The sequence below is a fragment of the Veillonella sp. genome, from assembly GCF_041333735.1.
GTDB lineage: Bacteria > Bacillota > Negativicutes > Veillonellales > Veillonellaceae > Veillonella.
Genome location: NZ_JBGKFB010000001.1, coordinates 547,720 through 567,838, shown reverse-complemented (window position 1 = coordinate 567,838; position 20,119 = coordinate 547,720). Strand labels below are relative to the sequence as shown.

The following is a 20,119-nucleotide window of genomic DNA, read 5'->3' as shown; positions in this document are numbered from 1 at the left end:
CACTGTTTCCTGCTGTGGATGGAAGGAGTTTATTATGAGACCTTGTCCATATTGTGGACATGAGGTGTTAAAAAGTGAACGATACTGTCCAAACTGTGGACGTATCCGCAAAGCACCCATTTCGCTAGATAAATATAGTCTAGGAATGATTGAAAACTTTAAACAATGCTTTGTTTATAAATACGCTGACTTTGAAGGCCGTGCTAGCCGTAGCGAATATTGGAATTTCTTTTTGATGTACCAATTGCTCTTTGTAGCCATTCTATTTACCTGTGCGTTCTTGAGCTATATTAGTCCGCTCTCTAGTGCCGTTGGTGTAGGCTTCGGGCTAGTTATTCTTGTACTTATGTCCGTTGTTATGGTCATTCCTGGCGTAGCTGTTGCCGTACGACGCTTGCACGATCAAGGCCGTTCTGGTGGTCTTGTGTTTATTGGTGTTGTTCCTGTCATTGGTACAATTATATTGTTAGTGTTGATGGCTCTTCCTGGTGAAAGCCACGACAACCGCTTTGGCTCACCAACAGGCCATGTTATCCTAACGAAACAAATGGCTCATGAAATTGGTTTAATAGATGCGACACCTACAACAGGTCTTACAGCAGGACTACTATGTGCGATCTTTGTACTATGGTTCCTAGTGGATCGATTGCTAATGACTAGTGCGATGTAAACTATATATACAAATAACAGCCTCTTGCATGGTGCAGGAGGCTGTTTTGTTGTATAATAAATTAATTTCAATTTGTCATTTTATAGGAGAGAATTATGACTGATTTAAACATTAAAAACTTGGCGTATATTGATAACTTCAAGCATTCTGTAGTTGGTAATTTTGTTAATTTTAGTACTAGAGCTAGTCGCAGTGAATATTGGCGCTTTACAGCAGTTACAGTTGTCATAGGTTTTGTACTTACTCTATTAAGATTTATTTTTGGACATTCATTCTTGGGATCCTTCTTTAATTTATTATCCTTTGCTTACACTTGTGCTGTATTCTTACCGTCTGTTGGTATTGCAGTTCGTCGTTTGCATGATATTAATAAATCTGGATGGTTTTTGCTACTTCCATTTGTTCCAATCATCGGTCTTGTATATGTCATTTATTTATTGGCTAAACCAGGTGATGTAGGCGATAACCAATATGGTTCCCCAGTAAGCTATGAAACAATCACAGCTGAAGAAGCTGCCCGTACTGGCCTTAAAGAAACACCATCTGAAAGTATGGACCAAAAAGCAATGCTAGCATGTATTTGTCTCACAGTTCTTAATATTTGGATGTCCTTTTTAGGACTATAATGTAAAGTCTATTTATATGAATATGCCACCTTTATTGGAACATAATAAAGGTGGCATTTTTATGTGTTACATCTATAAATTTAAACTATCTATACAGTTGACAACTCCCCCTCACGAGACATATAATTATCTATTATATGAAGATTGCGTTGAAAAAGACGGCATGTCTCAGAAGGATTTAGTAGAGACCAAACTCATGGGCTGAAAGGTTTGGAAATCTAGAGATTTGCGGATCACTTTGGAGCAAGCAGGAACCCTGCCGGTGAACACCGTTATATGTCTAAGTGGCTTTCACAAAATGAAGCCTAGTTATTTCGTATGCTCGGAATATTCTAGCTTTCACAGAAGGTCAGTAGGGTGGTACCACGGATATTACGTCCGTCCCTTCGGGGGCGGGCGATTTTTTTATGTAAAAGGAGCACATCATGGATTACGGTAAGACGTTACATTTGCCTGAAACAGAATTCCCAATGCGCGGCAATTTGCCTAAGCGCGAACCAGAAATCTTAAAATTCTGGGAAGACAACAAAATTTATCAAAAACGTTTGGAATTGCGTAAAGACGCAAAACCTTTCATTTTGCATGATGGCCCTCCATATGCGAACGGTAAATTGCACATCGGTCATGCCCTCAACAAAACGTTGAAGGACATTATCATGAAATACAAGACTATGACTGGTCATTATACACGTTATATCCCTGGTTGGGATACACACGGTTTGCCAATCGAGCATGCGGTTATTAAAAACACTGGTCTTAACCGTCATGAAATGGCTCCATTGGACTTGCGCAACAAATGTAAGGAATATGCATTGGAATGCGTAGAAAACCAAAAGCAAGACTTCATTCGCTTTGGTGTATTAGGCGAATGGGAACGCCCTTATTTGACATTGCGCCCTGAGTTTGAAGTAAAACAACTTGGCATCTTTGGCGAAATGGCGAAACGTGGCCATATCTACAAAGGTCTTAAAACTGTATACTGGTGTACTCACTGCGAAACTGCATTGGCAGAAGCAGAAATCGAATACGCTGAGAAAAAATCCTTCTCTATCTACGTAAAATTCCCTTACGTATCCGAGAAAAAGGTGACATTGCCAGCTGGCGTAGATCCAAAACAAGCATACTCTGTTATTTGGACAACTACTCCTTGGACAATGCCTGCCAACGTAGCTATTTCCGTTAACCCTGACCTTGAATATGGTTGGGTAAAAGTAGGCGACGAATACTACTTGATGGCTACTGAACTCGTTGATGCGGCTATGAAAGATATCGGTATCGAAGACTACGAAATCGTAAATCGTTTCTCCGGCGCAGACTTAGAATTGGCTGAATTCAAACATCCATTCGTAGAACGTAATTCTACTGTATTGTGTGGCGATCATGTAACACTTGAAGCAGGTACTGGTTGTGTACATACAGCTCCTGCACACGGTGAAGACGACTTTAACATCGTTATGCGTTATAACAAGGAAGGCAAAACTGAGCTTCCTATCGTATCCCTTGTTAACGAAACTGGTAACTACACTAAACAAGTAGACGACAACCGTTATGGCGATACTGAATTCCCATTGGCTGGCGTAGAAATTCACGATGCAGAAGTGCCTGTTATTAAAATCTTGGCGCACAACAATTCATTGCTTCACAAATCTAGCTTGCGTCACCAATATGCTCACTGCTGGCGTTGTAAAAATCCTGTAATCTACCGTGCTACAGAACAATGGTTCTCCTCTGTAGATGGGTACCGTCAACAAGCGCTTGATGCGATCGACAACCAAGTACAATGGATTCCTAAATGGGGCCATGATCGTATCTTCAACATGGTTCGCGACCGTGGTGACTGGGTAATTTCCCGTCAACGTATTTGGGGCGTGCCAATTCCTATTTACTATTGTGAAAGCTGCGGCGAGCATATCATCAACGATGATACTATCAAAGCATTACAAGCAAAAGTAGCTGTAGAAGGCTCTGATGCTTGGTGGGCTCACAGTGCAAAAGAATTATTGCCAGAAGGTTTCAAATGTCCTCATTGTGGTCATGATGAGTTCAAAAAAGAAACAGACATCATGGACGTATGGTTCGACTCTGGTTCCTCTTGGGCTGGCGTACTTGAAGTTAACGGCTTAGATGTACCATGTGCTATGTACCTTGAAGGTTCTGACCAACATCGCGGTTGGTTCAACTCTTCCTTGTTGACTGCAGTGGCAACAACAGGTAAAGCACCATACAACTCCGTATTGACTCACGGCTTCGTTGTGGACGGTGAAGGTCGCAAAATGTCTAAATCTGTAGGTAATACAGTAGCTCCTAGCGACATCATCGACGTATACGGCGCTGACGTTATGCGTTTGTGGGTATCCTCCGCGGATTACCAAGCAGACGTACGTTTGTCCAAAGACATCGTAAAACAATTATCCGAAGTATATCGTAAAATCCGTAATACATTCCGATTCTTGCTTGGTAACTTGGATGACTTCAATCCAAACACTGACAAAGTGGCTTATGCAGATATGTCCGAATTCGATAAATGGGCATTGTTGCGCTTAGAAGAAGTACGTCAAAAGGTTACTGAAGCATACGAAAACTATGAATTCCACATGTTATACCATGCAATTCATAACTTCTGTACAGTAGACTTGAGCTCCATCTACCTTGATGTAATGAAAGATACTATGTATGCTGAAAGCAAAAACAACGTAGCTCGTCGTTCTGCTCAAACAGCAATGTACGAAATCTTGAAAACATTGGTAGCTATGGTATCTCCTGTACTTTCTTTCACAGCAGAAGAAGTTTGGAAATACATGCCTAAAGAAGAAGGCATGCCTGAATCCGTTATGCTTCAAGATTGGCCACAAGGTCATCCTGAACACTTCAACCAAGAATTGGCTGATAAATGGAACCAATTATTAGACTTGCGTACATCCGTACAAAAAGCATTGGAATTGGCTCGTCAAAACAAAACAATCGGTCACCCATTGGATGCATCCGTTACAGTATATGCTGAAGGCGCTGCATTCGACGCATTGAACGCTCTTGGTGAAGAAGGCTTGGCTAAACTTGTTATCGTATCCGAAGCTCACATCGTAAATGGCGCTGCTCCAGCAGAGGCTGTAAAAGACGAAGAAACAGGCGTTGCAACAGTAGTTGCTCCATCTGAACTTGAAAAATGTGAACGTTGCTGGATCCACCGCGATACAGTAGGTCGAGATAGCGAACACCCTACACTTTGTCATCGCTGTGCAGAGGTTGTTAAGTCTCTATAATCAAAAGTGTGTAATACTTAAGATAACCTTGTGTATTATGCTTTGACTGTTAAATAGAAACCCTTTTCTATACTATCTTTAGTTATTCTTATACTAAAGTAGTGAGAGAAGGGTTTTCTTGTTATATGTATCCCTCCTGTAAGTGCGTTTATGAAAATCTATATCTCTTAGTTTGTTGATTATTAAAATTTTATAGAAATTTATGAATTCATTGTATGCTATCTTTCTCATGTAACTATTCATATCAATTAAGACTTCGTTATTTGGTTCATGAAATTTTAATGTGTAAATTTTTACGCATTTCATATAAAAACTAATTTCCTGGTTTAAGATGTTTATAGTTAGTTTAGTTCTTGTTCTTATATGAGAAGGAGGAAGAGAAATGGTTGCAGCAATCGTTAAAGCAATCTTGGCAGCGCTTACTGGTTTAGCTAACGCTTTACTGCCTTTATTCAAATAACAATTTCATTCCCCAGCAAAAAGACCACCCAGCTTGCGGGTGGTCTTTTTCTTATATTATTGTCTTTAGACTGGTTCGCGATGTAGTCGCGAATCATTAAACCACCCGCTATGCGGGTGCGGCAACGAAAGTTATACAAAAAAATCACCTTGCTTAAGTATAATGTAGGTGTTCAAGCCGCATTATATGCAAAAGAAAGGTGATTTTATATGGCAACAAAGACACAGAGCCTTGCGCACACAAAATGGTTATGCAAATACCACATAGTATTTACACCTAAGTATAGACGTAAAGTTATATATAATCAATACAGAAATAGTTTACGTGAAATATTGAGACGTTTATGTGAATATAAGGGCGTCAAGATTATCGAGGGGGAGCTTATGGCTGATCATGTGCATATGCTAGTATTAATCCCACCTAAAATATCAGTATCATCTTTTATGGGATACTTAAAAGGGAAAAGTGCACTAATGATGTTCGATAAACACGCAAACTTAAAGTATAAATTTGGAAATCGACACTTTTGGTCCGAGGGTTATTATGTTAGTACAGTAGGTTTAAATGAGGCTACAGTAAAGAAATATATACGTGAGCAAGAGTTACATGACCAAATGAAAGATAAGCTTAGTGTAAAAGAATATGAGGACCCTTTTAAGGGTAGCAAGTAATACACATCCCCTTTAAGGGGAACGTTACGAGTCAATGGCTATGCGGCTTGAACGTAGTGAAAGCCAGCGCCTTTAGACGCTGGCCTAGTACTACGGGCTTATAGCCCGTGAGCAAACCACCCGTTTTACGGGTGGTTCTGATTGTACGCCGAATAGGCATGACTAACCCCAGTTAAACTGGGGGTCAGTAAAATCTCTTGATTCCAGCACATTTAAGTGTATCGAATTTTATGGGATATTTAAAAAGCAAAAGTAGCCTCATGATATTCGATAAATATGTAAATATAAAATATTAGTATGGAAATAGACATTTCTGGTGTAGAGGATATTATGTGGATGCGGTAGGACGATACGAAGGAGCGATAAAAGAGCATATTAGGAATCAACTACAAGAAGATATAGCACAAGATACATTAAACTTTAAAGAATATACCAATCCGTTTACGAGTGAGCCAGTAAAATAGGCAAAAGAAAAGCCTTCGAGTAGGGAGGCGGCCAGTGGTAATAGGGGGGATTAGATTATTCAATGCGCTCTTTAGAGGGATACCACTAGAGAAAGCCCCTTATAGGGTCAGAGTAAACTACCTGTTCTACGGATGGTTATGATTGTATTTTATTGGTAATTAAAAGTGAGTTATTAAAAGTGAGTTATGATGATTTAGATGTTTTTTAAATCTCGTTTATATACAAGTATTCGTGTTGACCTTATCGAAAATCATTCATATAATTAAAGTGAAATAACAATGAAACATTCTCTGTGTGGAGATATAAGAGGGAGAAGATAGAATGAAAGATTATTTAATATTAAAATCTATGGTCTTGGGGACCATAGCATGTGCATTTAGTGCTATAGGTTTTGCAGCAGATGTACAAAATGGACATGGCCAAGGTATTGCAGACTCTACTACAGAAGTGAATGGGGCTAAGCATGAAGCAGTTCGTTCTAGCTGGATGGATCGTACTGATGTGGTAGTCGGCGTTGGTATGAAAGATTCGAAAGAGACGCATACACAGCACCATGCTGTTGGGTCACCACCGAGAACTGATCTACATACTGTAACTTCGAAAAGTTTAAAATCTACTGAAATCAATAAATTGTATATTGAGACCTTGCAACCTATAACCCATTATGATGAAAATGCTAAAAGCGTTGTCTTTGTACAAGGTCGCATTGGGCGCAGTGGAGAAAAAATTTCATCTTATAAATTAGATAGTTATTTGGAGCCAGCCAGACCTGCAGGGACGTTTATAAGACACGATAAACAAACAGATAAGAAAGAATCCTTAGGGATGAATGCTAATATTGGTATTGGCTATCGTCGCCTTAGCAAAGGTGAACATGCTTATGTTGGTGTTAATGCGTTCTATGACCATGTGTTTAAAGGTGGTTATAAGCGTGTTAGTGGCGGTGTAGAATATGTGGCAGGCCTGAATGAATTTCATGCTAATCTGTACCGAAATCTGGGGACTGATGATAGAAAATATACAGGGCTCCATGGGCGTAGTGTTGTATTGGGTGATCCCGCAGGATTGTATCCATACGGTAGAGATTCTGATACAAGTCTTTATAATTATGGTGTGGTTTCTTATGAAAATCATTGGATGCTATCAGAAAAGGTTGCTGCCAGTGGATTTGATGTAGGATACTCACGAACTTTCAAAAATGCTCGTTGGGCTCGTGTCTATGCGGACTATTATAATTGGCGTGGTAGAGAGGCTGTAAGAGTAGGGTATCATAAATTAAAAAAACGTGATGCCATAAAAGGTTTTAAAGTGGGTGCAGAATTCCATATCACACCGCATCTTACTCTTGATGCGGGTTACCAAACAGCATCTCATCATTTGAGTGGTCCTTATGCGACCTTGAAATATACCATCGGTACATCCAAGTTTGCTTGGCGTGGTGGTAAACATAGTGAAAGCGCTATTACAACGGCTCGTTCTAAGATGCTTGATAAGGTACATCGTAGCGACATGATTGTACAAGAAACTGTGGAAAATACTTATGAACAGCAGTTTGTCGATGTTGGTTTATAGGGGATTACGTGTTCATTACCCTCATGATCATCTATAATAGTTTAGCTTGTTCATAGGTTATAAAAAGGAGCTAGTACATTATGTACTAGCTCTTTTTATGTTCTCGGTTATTTCTATTGTAATGCCTTAGGTACGCTGAGTTTTTTCCAGTTGTCTAGCTCAGGAATTTCTAAGGTATTAATCGTTTTTTGAATCCAGTAGTTTAATGATACTTCGTTACCTAAATGTTGTTCAAATAGATAGGTATTACCTGGCGTATTTAGAGGGTTTCCATCCTTGTCGATAGAGTGGCGCACGGATTCTTTTAGATAGAGTTGAACTCTAAATGGATTTGCGTGATTGCCTCTGAAAATGAAATAGGATGGGCCAATAAAGTCATGAGTACGGACATTAATTTGTTCGTATTTTTTGTCTTTTAAGCCTTGTAGTGCAGTTTGTATCATGGCGTTAGCATCGTCGTATTCTTCAAGTAGGAATGCTTGTTGATCTACATCGAGTACATAATGCCAAGTCGGCTTTTCCTCGTTCGTTTCGATAGACCAGTTGTCTCCTAATATAGGCAATTGGTGCGTATCGTAGAGGTCTTTTAATAGCTGAATGGTATTCTCTTTTTTGAATAGTGCTCGATAGATCATCTCTTGACCTTCTGTAGGGTCATAACCATGTATTCTGACTTGGTACGTATCACGTAGCATACGCTTTACATCTAGCTTAAAAATGTTGCGTAGCTTGTCTGGAACGGATAGGAAATGATTGTAAAAGCTAAGTTTCATTTCGTCTTGTGATGCTAAGGCGTGCTCGATGGTTTGCCAATCATATAAGGTAGTGTCCCATAAGAAGTCATCCATGTTTACAGATAAACGTGCTGCATTTTGAGGCCATTCCGTATGACCAGGACGTACTGTGGTTGTAGACTCTGTAATACCTTCCTTGTAGCGCCAATGGCCATCAACCTCTTCAAAGGCCGCTAACCGTTCTTCTGCTTCATCATCGATAGAAATATCTTTTAACTCTTCATCTAGATTAGCCTTGTGAGACAGAATGTATTGATGGGATTCTTCGTAATAGGCTACTGCAGAATCTAAATCAGGTTTGCCTGAAACATAGCCTTTTTCATAGGCATAGCCTAAGGCAACGCGCGTTAAAGCTCGTGTAATATTATAGAAGAGAACGCGATCTTCCTCTTCTAATGCGCGCTTTTCTTCATCTAGTACACGTGTTAAGGATTGTACACCAAAGCGTATATTTTTCGTTACACCAAAACCATGGATGCGCATGTAACCAATGTATGGCAAGGAGAACATAAAGCGTTCTTTGGTCGCTGCCATGTGAGTTAGATCTGCAATGAGGCCCCAGTCGAGCGGTAGGTGGCCAATGTGGAAGATATAGCCAAAGGCAGCTTGTAATGCAGCATAGCCGGCATCACTGAAATATTTAGTAGCTGCACGGCGGTAGAGTCCAATCGCTTTTACAGGATTATAGGGAATGACTCTGCGGAGCTCTTTTGCATCATAGAAATGATAGTAATAATCTGCCAATTCAGCGGTGCTTTCAGCTTGACCTAAGGCGGCACCTTTCGTAAACCATGTGAAAGCGTCCTCAAATTTTCCATGTTCATGACAGTCTAGGCCGGTGTAGAGCATCATCGTAGGATTGCCTAGCTCAGCAGCGGTTAAAGCCACGCGGCGGGCGTTATCAAAATCGCCTTCATCGATATAAATGTTGCGTAAATTGCCTTGGAACATGGCGAGACCGTTATCGAGTGCTCTATTAAACCATTCCTTGGCGAGATTCGTAGCATTTTCCTGTAATGTTTCATTGGAAATAGTACCTTGTAAGGCTATAAGGCGTTCCTGTATAGAACCTTTTTGCAAGCTCTGTTGGATACGTTTTGCCAAACTTAGGCGCGGTGGTGTAATCATATTCCTCGCAAGACTAATGCGGTCGTCATCACGCCAGAAAAAGACATTGCCTATAATGTATTGGCAGAAGGCATCACCTTGCTCTGCGTAGTCGTAAACAATACGAAATGCATCGTCAAAAGATATTAACATATCCTTTTCGACTGTAGGTGTAATCGTTCCATTGATACGCAATGCTTGTAAGGTACCGATAGGACTACAACGGCGAATGCTATCGTGCAAGCATTGATAGGTGCGCATGTTATTTTCTGGGAAGTTTGATTCCTCCCATGTAAAGCGTGGCCCTGCATAGATACGAGCCAATAAAGCATACGCATCAGCTAACTCACGAGCCTCTGAATCGCTGGCTATTTTTAATGCGTCCTCTTTAGATTCGATTTCATTTTCAATCGAGGTCGTCATATCGTTTCTTAATGCCCGGTGATTCGGTTGTTCAGGAGTATGTTGATTATTTACAATCAGTTCTAATTGGCGCAAACCTTCTTGAGCCATTTCTTGATTGTAAGATGTGAAAATCATGTGGAAGACCTTTTGTAGGCGTTCCGTAAAGTACTGTGCCATAAGGCCTCCTTTGATTAATTACATTTACTATAGAATACGTATTTATTATATAACGAACGCGAGGGACCGTAAAAGAGGGATTAGAATAAAAAATCCCCTCTGAAAGAACTTTGAAATCACAATACTGTGAGTCCTGTAGTCTTTCAGAGGGGGCATATTTATCCTAGTTCATAGAGATAGATATTATTTTTTGTTGTAATCGCCGAACCATTTGTCGTAGATTTTTTGGTAAGTGCCGTCTTCTTTAAGTTCTTTAAGAGCTTTGTTAACAGCTTCTTGTAAAGCTTTGTTGCCTTTTTTCACGCCAAGAACTGTACCTTCAGCTTTAGTAGGTTCGCCTACGAGTTTAAGGTCTTGATCAGCACCTTGTTTGAGGTAGTACATAGCTACTGCGTTATCGATGATAGCACCGTCGATTGTACCAGCTTTCAATTCCATGAAGATATTAGCATTGGAATCGATTTGTTTTACTGTTGTACCAGGAATTTTTTGAGCCATTTCAACAGGGATTGTACCAATTTGAGCACCTACAGTTTTACCTGCTAATTCATCCATGTTGTGGATTGTTGTGTTGTCTTTACGAACAACTGTGATGAAACCGCCTTGATCGAAGTATACATCGGAGAAGTCCAATGCTTTTTCACGTTCAGGTGTAGCATTGATACCTGCTGCGATCATGTCGATATCGCCAGATTGAACTGCTGGAATCAAAGCATCGAAGCCCATAGATTTGAATTCCATTTTTAAACCAAGTTTTTTAGCAATTGCTTCGGACAAATCAACGTCGAAACCAACGTATTTGTCGCCTTCAGTAAATTCGAATGGTGGGAATGTAGTTTCAGAACCTACACGCAATACACCTTCTTGTTGTGTCATTTTTGGTTTGTCATTGCCACAACCAGCCAATAAACCCATTGCTGCTACCGCTACGAGGGCGATGGCTGTCAATTTTTTGAACTTAAACATAGAAACCTCCTCAAACATCCATATACATGGTTTATCAAATTCTGTTTATATTGTACGGAATTTTACAATAATAGGCAATAACATTGTATAATTAAGAGTAAATGAGTTTTATATTTATCATTATATTTAAAATTTTTATTTAAGATGGCTCACTCTTAGGCCATACTTTATAGTAATATAAGATTTTCTATTTTAGGTTGTAGAGTATCTTCATTCTTTACAATCATTGGCGTATATACATGGAGGCACTATGTCCCTTACGAATACCTTTTCTGATCTTTGTAAAAGCTTCGCACTTGATGCGTTTGCCATCAATTATACATTAGCTAAGAACCCTGAACTTTCCAGTCGTGAATTTGAATCCGTCAAAACGATCGGCGCCGTTCTTGAAAAACATGGCATGGATGTAACCTATGAATTCTGTAATTTGCCGACAGCGTTCAAGGCTTCTGCAGTGAAAGTAGATAACTCAAAAGGTCGTTTGGCAATTTTATGTGAATATGATGCACTCCCTGAAGTAGGCCATGCATGTGGTCATTCTGCCAGTGGCTCTATGAGTGTTCTGGCAGCATTAACCCTACATAAAATGCAACAAGACGGCGTTGCTTTCAATATGGACATCGATATCATCGGTACACCTGATGAAGAAGCCACAGGTTGCAAGGTGGATATGTGTAACGCAGGGGTGTTTAAAGAGTATGATTTTGCTATCATGGTTCACCTTGATGGAGAAGAAACACGACCTAATTCCCAATTCTTGGCGCTCGACTGTTTCCGCGCTCGTTATCACGGTAAACCAGCTCATGCAGCTGGTGAACCTTGGAATGGTATCAATGCTGTAAACGGTGTGCAACTCGCTATTCATGCGATGGATATGATGCGTCAACAAGTACGTCCTGAAAGTCGTATTGGCACGTGGATCATTGCCGGTGGTACCGCATCCAATGTTATTCCTGAATTCGGTGAATTAGAAGTGACGGTGCGTCATACTGAACGTGAATATTTGAATGGCTTATCTGAACAGATTAAGAACATCTTTGAAGGTGCCGCCCTCTGTACAGGCACTACTGTAGATGTAGAGTTTTACGGTAATCCTTATGATGATATGAACCAAAACCATAGAGGCACAGCTCTCATTGAAGACGTAATGTCTGATATGGGCATTGATTTCAAACCAGGTCCAGCAGATATTGGGGGCAGCTCAGACATCGGTAATGTTAGCTATCAATGTGCTGCATTCCATCCAAAATTGCGACTCGCTGGGGAAGATAAGGTGTGCCACTCTAAAGAATTCGCTGCGGCTATGTTAGAATCTACCATTGAACAAACAATTGTGGACGGAGCTAATATTATAGGCCGCACCTTGTTAAGATTGGTAGAAAATCCAGCTGTATTAGAAGAAATCGTTGCTGAATTTAATGCAACTAAATAAAGCTTTTTCTATATCTATCAGGATGGCTGTAATAGTGTAGGTAGAATTCATGGTCTTTTTCAGATCTATTAATGATGGATGATAATGAGATGTTTCCGTTTATGAAGCTCTGAATCTTGGTGAAATAGGCACCTAACTCACGGTCGTGATAATAGAGCGCCCAGACCACGTTATTTCCAGCGATGACTGGAATGTACTTAAACTCAAGAAATTCAAATAAACCAGCGATAGTGATATCATCTGGAACGACAAATTCCTCCCGATGATGATTCATATCATCGCCTGCACAAACTGCATCTCGATCCATTATGATGCGCATATGATTTCACTTCCTATCTATGTCGATTACTATTTACGTATTTTTATAGAGATATTTGGGACGGGATTACTTTACATTTTAATGCTATATTTCAATCCCTAAATTTCAATCGTTATATTTTTGCTTATATATACATCTAAATATTACTGTACTACTGATTTACAATAATATCTATCCATTTATATACCATATTGAAGGAGGCTTCATGTCCTCAACTGAAACATTACAAATTAAAAACTATATAGGTCTTACTGGTGATAAACCCATCCGATTCATTGCATCTGATGTAGATGGTACGTTGGTTAACGATGCCAAGGCCATCCCCGATGACGCTATAGAGGCGATTCGTGCAGCTCGTGAAAGTGGCATTCGCGTAGCCATCGCTTCTGGTCGTGCTTGGAATGAGATGAATGATGTCATCGAGAAACTGCCATGCTTACGCTATTTCATGTGTACTAATGGTGCTTATGTAATGGATAAGGAAGAAAATCGCACGCTGTTCCATGTTACCTTTGATAAAGAACAAGCACTCTATTTGTTGCGCAAACTCTTAACCTATGGCGTCTATGTGGAGGCCTATGTGAAAGATAAAATCTATGGCATGTATCCACCATCTCGTTGTATTACACCGGAACGCTTAGGTGCATGCTTAGATGAACGTAAGGAAGGTAATGATAGTGATGCAAAGAGTTCCCATAGCGTAATGGACAATCATATACCTTCTGATACAGAAAAACATTTGCCAGGTGAAACACATGATCACTATGCTTTAGCCGAAGGTGATGCAGCGGCACATGCAAATATGTCTGAGTGTGAAGTAGAACAGTCTAATTTCTTCTTTAGACCTAATATCCGTCCATTTATCTTGGCAACCCGTACGATGGTATGTGATTTGCTAGCTCATATGGAATTCTTAGACGAAGGTCCTGAAAAAATGCAAATCTTCTACGGCGATGAGCCTATGCGCCAACGTATCTTACAAGACTTACGCGATGAATACCAAGGTATGTCCCATGATGGTACGGGCCGTGAACGTTTCTATGATGTACTACTCTCTAGTGAAGGTAACTTAGAATTCGTATTACCCCATACCACAAAGGGAACAGCCGTAGAGGCCTTGGCAAATCACTGGGGCTTTAATCCAGATGAAGTAATGACACTGGGCGACAGTGAAAATGATCTTTCCATGCTACGCTTTGCTGGTGCTAGTGTTGCTATGGGGAACGGTAAACCGAATATTAAAGAAGCAGCCCGTTACGTGACTACAGATAACAACCATCAAGGTGCGGCTAAAGCAATCTATTCAGCTATTGCTTACAACAATGAATTACTTAAGAATCAGTAATCATATCTAAAATTAAAGATACTACCAGTTAAAAGTAAATCTTTCTAATTTGGATTATGATTGATATATGTAAATCTGAGATACTACCAGTTAAAAGTAAAACGTTCTAATCTGGATTATGATTAATATATGTAAATCTGAGATACTACCAGTTAAAAGTAAATCCTTCTAACCTGGATTGAGCTCGATATACATATAAATTTCAGATACTACCAGTTAAAAATAAATACTTTTAACTGGTAGTATCTGAAAAAACTATATATTTAATGGTTGGTTTTTATCCAAACCATAGGAGGTGATGTAGGATGGGGAATCTAAAATTTCATATAGATGATACATGTGTTAAATGTGGTGCATGTGCCGTAGATTGTCCTGTTCAATGCATCACCAAAGGGGAGACTCGATTTAATATTGGAAAAGGCTGTATCGGTTGTGGCGATTGTTATTCAATCTGTCCCGTTGGAGCTGTAAAAATGACTCCAAAATCCGAACATTAAAATCTTTTCTATAAATTTCATACGGAATATATGGAGTCCATATACTTCGTATGGTATAATGAAATGTAATGAAAATTAGCGTTTGCTTCGAAAAAACGCACCCCCAGTACAGAAATGTATGGGCATTAAAAAATAGTGAATATACTTTCACAAATAGATGCATATGGAGGAAGGCATGGAAAACAAGGAATTTGTTATTGTTGTTGACTTTGGTGGTCAATATAATCAATTGATCGCGCGCCGTGTTCGTGAAAATCACGTATACTGCGAAGTATATCCATACAACAAAGCGCTGGACAAAATTAAAGAATTAAAACCGCAAGGTATCATCTTCACAGGTGGCCCTAACAGCGTGTATGAAGAAAACTCTCCAAAAATCGAAAAAGAGATTTTTGAACTTGGTATTCCTATCCTTGGCATGTGCTATGGTATGCAATTTATGGCGCATACATTGGGGGGCGAAGTTAAATCTGCGGACAACCGTGAATTTGGTAAAACACCTACTAAAGTGGATACTACATCCCCATTGTTCAAAGGTTTGGACGAAGACCAAGTTGTTTGGATGTCCCACGTTGACTATGTAGCAAAAGTACCTGAAGGTTTCGAAATTGTTGCTCATACAAAAGACTGCCCTGTTGCATCCATGCAAAACAAAGAGCGTAAATTATACGCTATGCAATACCATGCAGAAGTATTGCACACTGAACATGGTAAAGAAATGCTTCACAACTTCTTGTACGAAGTATGTGGTTTCACAGGCACATGGACAATGGCAAACTATGCAAAAACTGCTATTGAAGACATCCGCAACACTGTAGGCGATGGCAAAGTATTATTGGCATTATCCGGCGGTGTAGATAGCTCCGTTGCAGCAGCTCTTATTTCTAAAGCCGTAGGCGACCAATTGACTTGTATCTTCGTTGACCATGGTTTAATGCGTAAAAACGAAGGTGATGAAGTTGAAGCAGCTTTCAAAGATTCCGGCATGCATTTCATCCGCGTCGATGCAGAAAAACGTTTCTTAGATAAATTGGCTGGTCTTGAAGATCCAGAAGCAAAACGTAAAGCCATCGGCGAAGAATTCATCCGCGTATTCGAAGACGAAGGCCGTAAAATCGGCTCCGTTGACTTCTTGGCGCAAGGTACAATCTACCCTGACGTTATCGAGTCCGGTACTGGCGAAGCAGAAGTTATTAAATCTCACCACAACGTAGGCGGCTTGCCTGCAGTTGTAGACTTCAAAGGCCTTATTGAACCATTGCGCAACCTCTTCAAAGACGAAGTGCGTGAACTTGGTTCTGAATTAGGTTTGGCTGATTACCTCGTATGGCGTCAACCATTCCCAGGTCCTGGTCTTGCTATCCGCGTAATGGGCGAAATCACGAAAGAAAAACTCGACATCTTGCGTGATGCGGACTACATCTTCCGCGACGAAATTGCAAAAGCTGGTCTTGATCGTAGCATCAACCAATATTTTGCAGTATTAACATCTACACGTACTGTAGGCGTTATGGGTGACTTCCGTACATACGATTACACATTGGCATTGCGTGGCGTAACAACAACAGACTTCATGACTGCTGATTGGGCACGCATCCCTTACGACGTATTGGATACAATCTCCCGCCGTATCGTAAACGAAGTACAACACATCAACCGTATCGTGTACGATATTACATCTAAACCACCTGCAACAATTGAGTGGGAATAGATACCTTAGCTTTATTTTACGGTTATGGAGGTATTCATGAATCCTTCTCCACTGCGCTACCCAGGAGGAAAACATAAACTATATAATTATGTTTCTCGTTTAATAAAAGAAAATGGTTGCACTACATATATTGAGCCTTTTTGTGGTGGAGCAGCAGTTGCATTGGAACTTTTATTTAATGGACTGGTTAATCGTATAATATTAAATGATTATGATTTTACAATTTTTTGCTTTTGGGAAAGTATTTTATATCGTACAGATGAATTTATTCAGTTAGTAACAAACACAGAAGTGACTATAGAAGAGTGGCATAGACAAAAAGCAATTCGAGATAATCTTTCAAATCATAGTAATTTAGAAATTGGATTTTCAACATTTTTTTTAAATAGAACCAATCGTTCCGGAATTGTTGATAAAGCGGGTCCTATAGGTGGATTAGAACAAACCGGAGAATACTTAATAGATTGTAGATTTAATAAATTAAGGCTTATTAAACAAATTGAAAGAATTGCAGCGTATAGAGAAAAGATTAGTATATATAATTTAGAAGCCCTTGATTTTATTGAAAATGTAATTTTAAACAAAAGAAAGACCTTTACTTTTTTTGATCCGCCTTATTATAGTAAAGGTCCTGGGTTATATAAAAATTTTTATTCTCATGGTGATCATGTTAATTTGGCTAATATGATATTAAGTAGATTAAAAAATCGGATGTGGATTGTTACATATGATAATATAAATGCCATAAAAGCGATGTACTCTAGTGTATGTAATATTGAGTTTAAATTGAATTATTCTTTACAAAATAAACGTTCAGCTAGTGAAATAATGTTCTATGCGAGAAAACTTAAAAGACCAAAAAATGAAGAAGAATATCTAACAATTTTATTTAATGGAGCATAATAAGTAATGGGAGAGATTAAAAAATTAAAAATTAAAGATCTACTCAATTATTTTGAAAATCCTCGACATGTTATCGGAACTAATGAAGTAGATACTTTAAAAAAATTATTTAATTCTGTTGGTGTTCAATATATGCTTAACTTAGCTGATGATATACAAAAGAATGGTTTATTAGGTAATCAGCAAATTGTAGTTGTTTATTCAAATGATTTAAAAAGGTATATTGTTTATGAAGGTAATCGAAGAGTTGCGGTATTAAAACTTCTTTTAGAGCCAGATAAATTTAGTTTCTTAGATGTAGCAACTAAAGATAAAGCTCAGAAAATTAGTCAAAAAGGGAATATTTCTGAGGAAATTAGCTGTTATGTTACTAATGAAAAAGATGCTTTTTTTATTATGGAGAGATTACATTCAGGTGAAGACAAAGGCAAAGGAACTAAACAGTGGTCGGCACGTGAAAAAGAAAATTTTAAGGTTAGGATGAATCATGAAAAAACACTCTCATATTTGGTGGATTTTTATGTAAAAAAATACTTTGATGATTTAGATATTACCAATATCTTACCATTTACTACTATTGAAAGAATATTTAATAATAGGGTAATAAAGAGGAGAATTGGTTTAGATGTTTCTGATGAGGGAACTTTTACAAAAAAGCGCATGCAATTAGTAATAGATGCTTCTAAATGGGTTGTAAAAGAGTCAGAGAACGCAGGGATTGCTGTCACTCGTTTATTTAATAAAGCAGGTACTATAGAGGATAAATTATTACCTTGGATTAGTGATTATAATATTAGATTACTTAATAAGGAAAAGGAAAGTCTTAATGATGAAATAGGTTCTGATAGTCAATCTAAAGGTATAACTGTTACTAAGAATCAAAAGAATGATGAAATACCTATTACGAAAAATCAAGACCCTTTAAATGTTAATGATATAAAATCAGTTAAACCGGCACAAAATAATATTATAACTACTCAGGGGAATACTAAAATTTTACCGTATTTTTTCCAAGGGCTTAATTATAGTAATTTATTGCCATCAGATGTAGATTCGCATGGTGTATCCGCTATATGTAAAGAGTTAGAATTATTTTCAGAAAAGAAACTTGTGAAATATTATCCTATAGCAACAGCATTTCTTGTACGTGCAATTATTGAGCAAGCCATAATATATTATTCTAAAAAACATACGATTCAAGGATCAGATCAACTGATTTGGTCCCGTGTAAAAAAAGATTCAGGAAAACTTAGTAGGATTATAGATAACTATAATAAAAATTTAGCTAACTATATTACAGATAAAAAAATTCAGGGTTATTTTAATAAACTATTTAAGGATTATAGTGAAAATGTGGATCCGTTAAATTGGGTAATACATAGACCTCATGAATTTCGTTTAGATGCCAATAGTTTAATTCAATTACCACAAAAAGGTTTATTAACGATTATAAACTATTTGTTATCTAATGAAGCATAGGGTTAGAAACTAGGTACATCTTTAAGCATGGTATATTAAAAAATAATAAATGTTGGAATGATACATTTTGTATTGTTCCAGCATTATTTTTATATATAATATAAGATTAATATTTTAAGGAAGAACAAGCTATTTTTAATATAATGATAGATTGGATTGACTGTATTTTAATTGGTTAATCATAGTTATATAATGAGGTCCTATGAAAATCACAAGATCTTTTGGAGCGTATTTTAAATATTCTCTCCATGATGCAAGGGTACAAAAAATAGAATACGCAGATGGTAATTTAACGTTTACCTTTAATTATATTTTCTCTTATGATAATAGTGGTGAACAGACTCACAAGGCTAAGATTGTATTTGAGAAATGTGATATTGATGATTTAGAAATTCTCGTCTTTGATAGTACAATATTAGATACTTTCACAGGTAAAAGAATTGAGTTACCTCAGTATCAACAGGAGTATAGTGAAAGTGAGTTTGAGGTCATTACGGAGACCTATAATTGGGGACGTGCTGCATTCCAAGGATGGTTGTGGACTGAAGGAAATCCTGTTCACTGTATAATGAACATATACTTTACAGGCAAAATGGTATATATAATCGATGAGGCCTAATATGAGTTAATATGTTGTTAGTTTTTGAAATTGTAAATTACTTTGTTATAAAAGCAGATACGGAGTTCTTTATTATGGAAGGTGTTAATTCTGTAAGGATGTAAGGATATGAAAATTTTAAAAGAATTTTTAGATAGCCCTAAATATTTAGATATTATAGAGGAATTAGGGCCTGATAACTTTAATAAAGAACTACAAAGTATAGAAATTCAAGAGCTAAGAAATCGATTGAATCAAAGACAATTCTTATTAGAAGGGTTTAATTGCAAGTTATATTCTGAGGAAGAGTTAATGCAGTTTTTCGAGCAATTAATAGAATACAATCGTAAAGAACTGATTCTTTGGAGTAAAGCCTTTTGGCAATACAGTGATGAAACTTGTGAAGAATATCCTGATGGGGATTTTACGAAAGGCGAAGAATTAGATAGAGAAGATACATCAACTATACTTGAATTAGGAAAATATTCTATAACAAGTATTGCTTTGTATATGATTGAATTTGATATTTTGAAAAATCACCCAGAAATATTAGAAGACTATTATAAAAGATTGCATATTCCCGGTGCAGTGAAATACGGACGAGAAATTAAGGCGCTTTATAAAAGTCTTTTTAGTTAAAATATATAGAAGATAAGGAAATT

At 38.0% G+C, this 20,119-nt stretch carries 16 protein-coding genes and 1 pseudogene; 14 read left to right on the top strand and 3 right to left on the bottom strand.

The window, feature by feature from the left end; genetic code table 11:
- Positions 1 to 34 precede the first annotated feature (34 nt).
- The 6 genes and pseudogenes from ACDF53_RS02570 to ACDF53_RS02545 all read left to right on the top strand — a co-directional run bounded on the left by ACDF53_RS02570 (position 35) and on the right by ACDF53_RS02545 (position 7,724).
- Positions 35 to 670, top strand: coding sequence for a DUF805 domain-containing protein (locus ACDF53_RS02570; protein ID WP_370815388.1), 636 nt, complete (start codon positions 35 to 37; stop codon positions 668 to 670).
- A gap of 95 nt (positions 671 to 765) precedes the next feature.
- Positions 766 to 1,296 (top strand): DUF805 domain-containing protein, encoded by a 531-nt coding sequence (locus tag ACDF53_RS02565; RefSeq protein ID WP_370815387.1) that lies wholly within the window; start codon positions 766 to 768, stop codon positions 1,294 to 1,296.
- A gap of 425 nt (positions 1,297 to 1,721) precedes the next feature.
- Entirely contained in the window at positions 1,722 to 4,556 is a 2,835-nt protein-coding gene (ileS, locus tag ACDF53_RS02560; RefSeq protein ID WP_370815386.1) for an isoleucine--tRNA ligase, read from the top strand.
- Between the two features lie 669 nt (positions 4,557 to 5,225).
- Complete coding sequence (gene tnpA / locus ACDF53_RS02555; protein WP_005380067.1) at positions 5,226 to 5,687, top strand: IS200/IS605 family transposase; 462 nt, start codon at positions 5,226 to 5,228, stop codon at positions 5,685 to 5,687.
- Positions 5,688 to 5,887: 200 nt separating this feature from the next.
- Positions 5,888 to 6,151 (top strand): annotated as a pseudogene (locus ACDF53_RS02550) (transposase); the annotation flags it as partial.
- Positions 6,152 to 6,473: 322 nt separating this feature from the next.
- Entirely contained in the window at positions 6,474 to 7,724 is a 1,251-nt protein-coding gene (locus ACDF53_RS02545; protein WP_370815385.1) for an inverse autotransporter beta domain-containing protein, read from the top strand.
- 113 nt (positions 7,725 to 7,837) lie between these two features.
- Here ACDF53_RS02545 and ACDF53_RS02540 read toward each other — a convergent pair whose 3' ends face one another.
- Positions 7,838 to 10,207, bottom strand: coding sequence for a tetratricopeptide repeat protein (locus tag ACDF53_RS02540; RefSeq protein ID WP_370815384.1), 2,370 nt, complete (start codon positions 10,205 to 10,207; stop codon positions 7,838 to 7,840).
- Between the two features lie 183 nt (positions 10,208 to 10,390).
- Positions 10,391 to 11,173: a basic amino acid ABC transporter substrate-binding protein gene (locus tag ACDF53_RS02535; protein WP_101928688.1), complete on the bottom strand. Its 783-nt coding sequence runs from the start codon at positions 11,171 to 11,173 to the stop codon at positions 10,391 to 10,393.
- Between the two features lie 250 nt (positions 11,174 to 11,423).
- Between ACDF53_RS02535 and ACDF53_RS02530 the strand changes: the two genes are divergently transcribed.
- On the top strand, positions 11,424 to 12,605 hold the full coding sequence (locus ACDF53_RS02530; RefSeq protein WP_370815383.1) for an amidohydrolase: 1,182 nt from the start codon (positions 11,424 to 11,426) through the stop codon (positions 12,603 to 12,605).
- On the opposite strand, the gene ACDF53_RS02525 is transcribed toward ACDF53_RS02530, so the two are convergent.
- The gene (locus ACDF53_RS02525; RefSeq protein ID WP_370815382.1) at positions 12,598 to 12,912 is read right to left on the bottom strand and encodes a hypothetical protein; all 315 of its coding nucleotides are present in this window, start codon (positions 12,910 to 12,912) and stop codon (positions 12,598 to 12,600) included. The two genes, ACDF53_RS02530 and ACDF53_RS02525, sit on opposite strands and share 8 nt — an antisense overlap.
- A 217-nt stretch (positions 12,913 to 13,129) precedes the next feature.
- Between ACDF53_RS02525 and ACDF53_RS02520 the strand changes: the two genes are divergently transcribed.
- The 7 genes from ACDF53_RS02520 to ACDF53_RS02490 all read left to right on the top strand — a co-directional run bounded on the left by ACDF53_RS02520 (position 13,130) and on the right by ACDF53_RS02490 (position 20,096).
- The gene (locus ACDF53_RS02520) at positions 13,130 to 14,269 is read left to right on the top strand and encodes an HAD family hydrolase (protein WP_370815381.1); all 1,140 of its coding nucleotides are present in this window, start codon (positions 13,130 to 13,132) and stop codon (positions 14,267 to 14,269) included.
- 305 nt (positions 14,270 to 14,574) lie between these two features.
- A complete protein-coding gene (locus ACDF53_RS02515) occupies positions 14,575 to 14,766 on the top strand; it encodes a 4Fe-4S binding protein (RefSeq protein WP_296008867.1) in 192 nt (63 codons plus the stop codon).
- A 175-nt stretch (positions 14,767 to 14,941) separates the two neighbouring features.
- On the top strand, positions 14,942 to 16,477 hold the full coding sequence (gene guaA / locus ACDF53_RS02510; protein ID WP_370815380.1) for a glutamine-hydrolyzing GMP synthase: 1,536 nt from the start codon (positions 14,942 to 14,944) through the stop codon (positions 16,475 to 16,477).
- A 36-nt stretch (positions 16,478 to 16,513) separates the two neighbouring features.
- Positions 16,514 to 17,380: a DNA adenine methylase gene (locus ACDF53_RS02505; RefSeq protein ID WP_370815379.1), complete on the top strand. Its 867-nt coding sequence runs from the start codon at positions 16,514 to 16,516 to the stop codon at positions 17,378 to 17,380.
- A gap of 6 nt (positions 17,381 to 17,386) precedes the next feature.
- A complete protein-coding gene (locus tag ACDF53_RS02500) occupies positions 17,387 to 18,859 on the top strand; it encodes a hypothetical protein (protein WP_370815378.1) in 1,473 nt (490 codons plus the stop codon).
- Positions 18,860 to 19,061: 202 nt separating this feature from the next.
- A complete protein-coding gene (locus ACDF53_RS02495; RefSeq protein WP_370815377.1) occupies positions 19,062 to 19,478 on the top strand; it encodes a hypothetical protein in 417 nt (138 codons plus the stop codon).
- A 108-nt stretch (positions 19,479 to 19,586) separates the two neighbouring features.
- Positions 19,587 to 20,096, top strand: a complete 510-nt coding sequence (locus ACDF53_RS02490) for a hypothetical protein (RefSeq protein WP_370815376.1) — start codon at positions 19,587 to 19,589, stop codon at positions 20,094 to 20,096.
- Positions 20,097 to 20,119: the final 23 nt, after the last annotated feature.

Excerpts from the sequence above, each read along its gene's own strand:
- ACDF53_RS02570 (WP_370815388.1), top strand. The coding sequence starts at position 35 with ATGAGACCTTGTCCATATTGTGGACATGAGGTGTTAAAAAGTGAACGA.
- ACDF53_RS02525 (WP_370815382.1), bottom strand. The coding sequence starts at position 12,912 with ATGGATCGAGATGCAGTTTGTGCAGGCGATGATATGAATCATCATCGG.
- ACDF53_RS02545 (WP_370815385.1), top strand. The coding sequence starts at position 6,474 with ATGAAAGATTATTTAATATTAAAATCTATGGTCTTGGGGACCATAGCA.
- ACDF53_RS02540 (WP_370815384.1), bottom strand. The coding sequence starts at position 10,207 with ATGGCACAGTACTTTACGGAACGCCTACAAAAGGTCTTCCACATGATT.
- ileS (WP_370815386.1), top strand. The coding sequence starts at position 1,722 with ATGGATTACGGTAAGACGTTACATTTGCCTGAAACAGAATTCCCAATG.
- ACDF53_RS02530 (WP_370815383.1), top strand. The coding sequence starts at position 11,424 with ATGTCCCTTACGAATACCTTTTCTGATCTTTGTAAAAGCTTCGCACTT.
- ACDF53_RS02565 (WP_370815387.1), top strand. The coding sequence starts at position 766 with ATGACTGATTTAAACATTAAAAACTTGGCGTATATTGATAACTTCAAG.
- ACDF53_RS02495 (WP_370815377.1), top strand. The coding sequence starts at position 19,062 with ATGAAAATCACAAGATCTTTTGGAGCGTATTTTAAATATTCTCTCCAT.
- ACDF53_RS02535 (WP_101928688.1), bottom strand. The coding sequence starts at position 11,173 with ATGTTTAAGTTCAAAAAATTGACAGCCATCGCCCTCGTAGCGGTAGCA.
- tnpA (WP_005380067.1), top strand. The coding sequence starts at position 5,226 with ATGGCAACAAAGACACAGAGCCTTGCGCACACAAAATGGTTATGCAAA.
- ACDF53_RS02500 (WP_370815378.1), top strand. The coding sequence starts at position 17,387 with ATGGGAGAGATTAAAAAATTAAAAATTAAAGATCTACTCAATTATTTT.
- ACDF53_RS02520 (WP_370815381.1), top strand. The coding sequence starts at position 13,130 with ATGTCCTCAACTGAAACATTACAAATTAAAAACTATATAGGTCTTACT.
- guaA (WP_370815380.1), top strand. The coding sequence starts at position 14,942 with ATGGAAAACAAGGAATTTGTTATTGTTGTTGACTTTGGTGGTCAATAT.
- ACDF53_RS02515 (WP_296008867.1), top strand. The coding sequence starts at position 14,575 with ATGGGGAATCTAAAATTTCATATAGATGATACATGTGTTAAATGTGGT.
- ACDF53_RS02490 (WP_370815376.1), top strand. The coding sequence starts at position 19,587 with ATGAAAATTTTAAAAGAATTTTTAGATAGCCCTAAATATTTAGATATT.
- ACDF53_RS02505 (WP_370815379.1), top strand. The coding sequence starts at position 16,514 with ATGAATCCTTCTCCACTGCGCTACCCAGGAGGAAAACATAAACTATAT.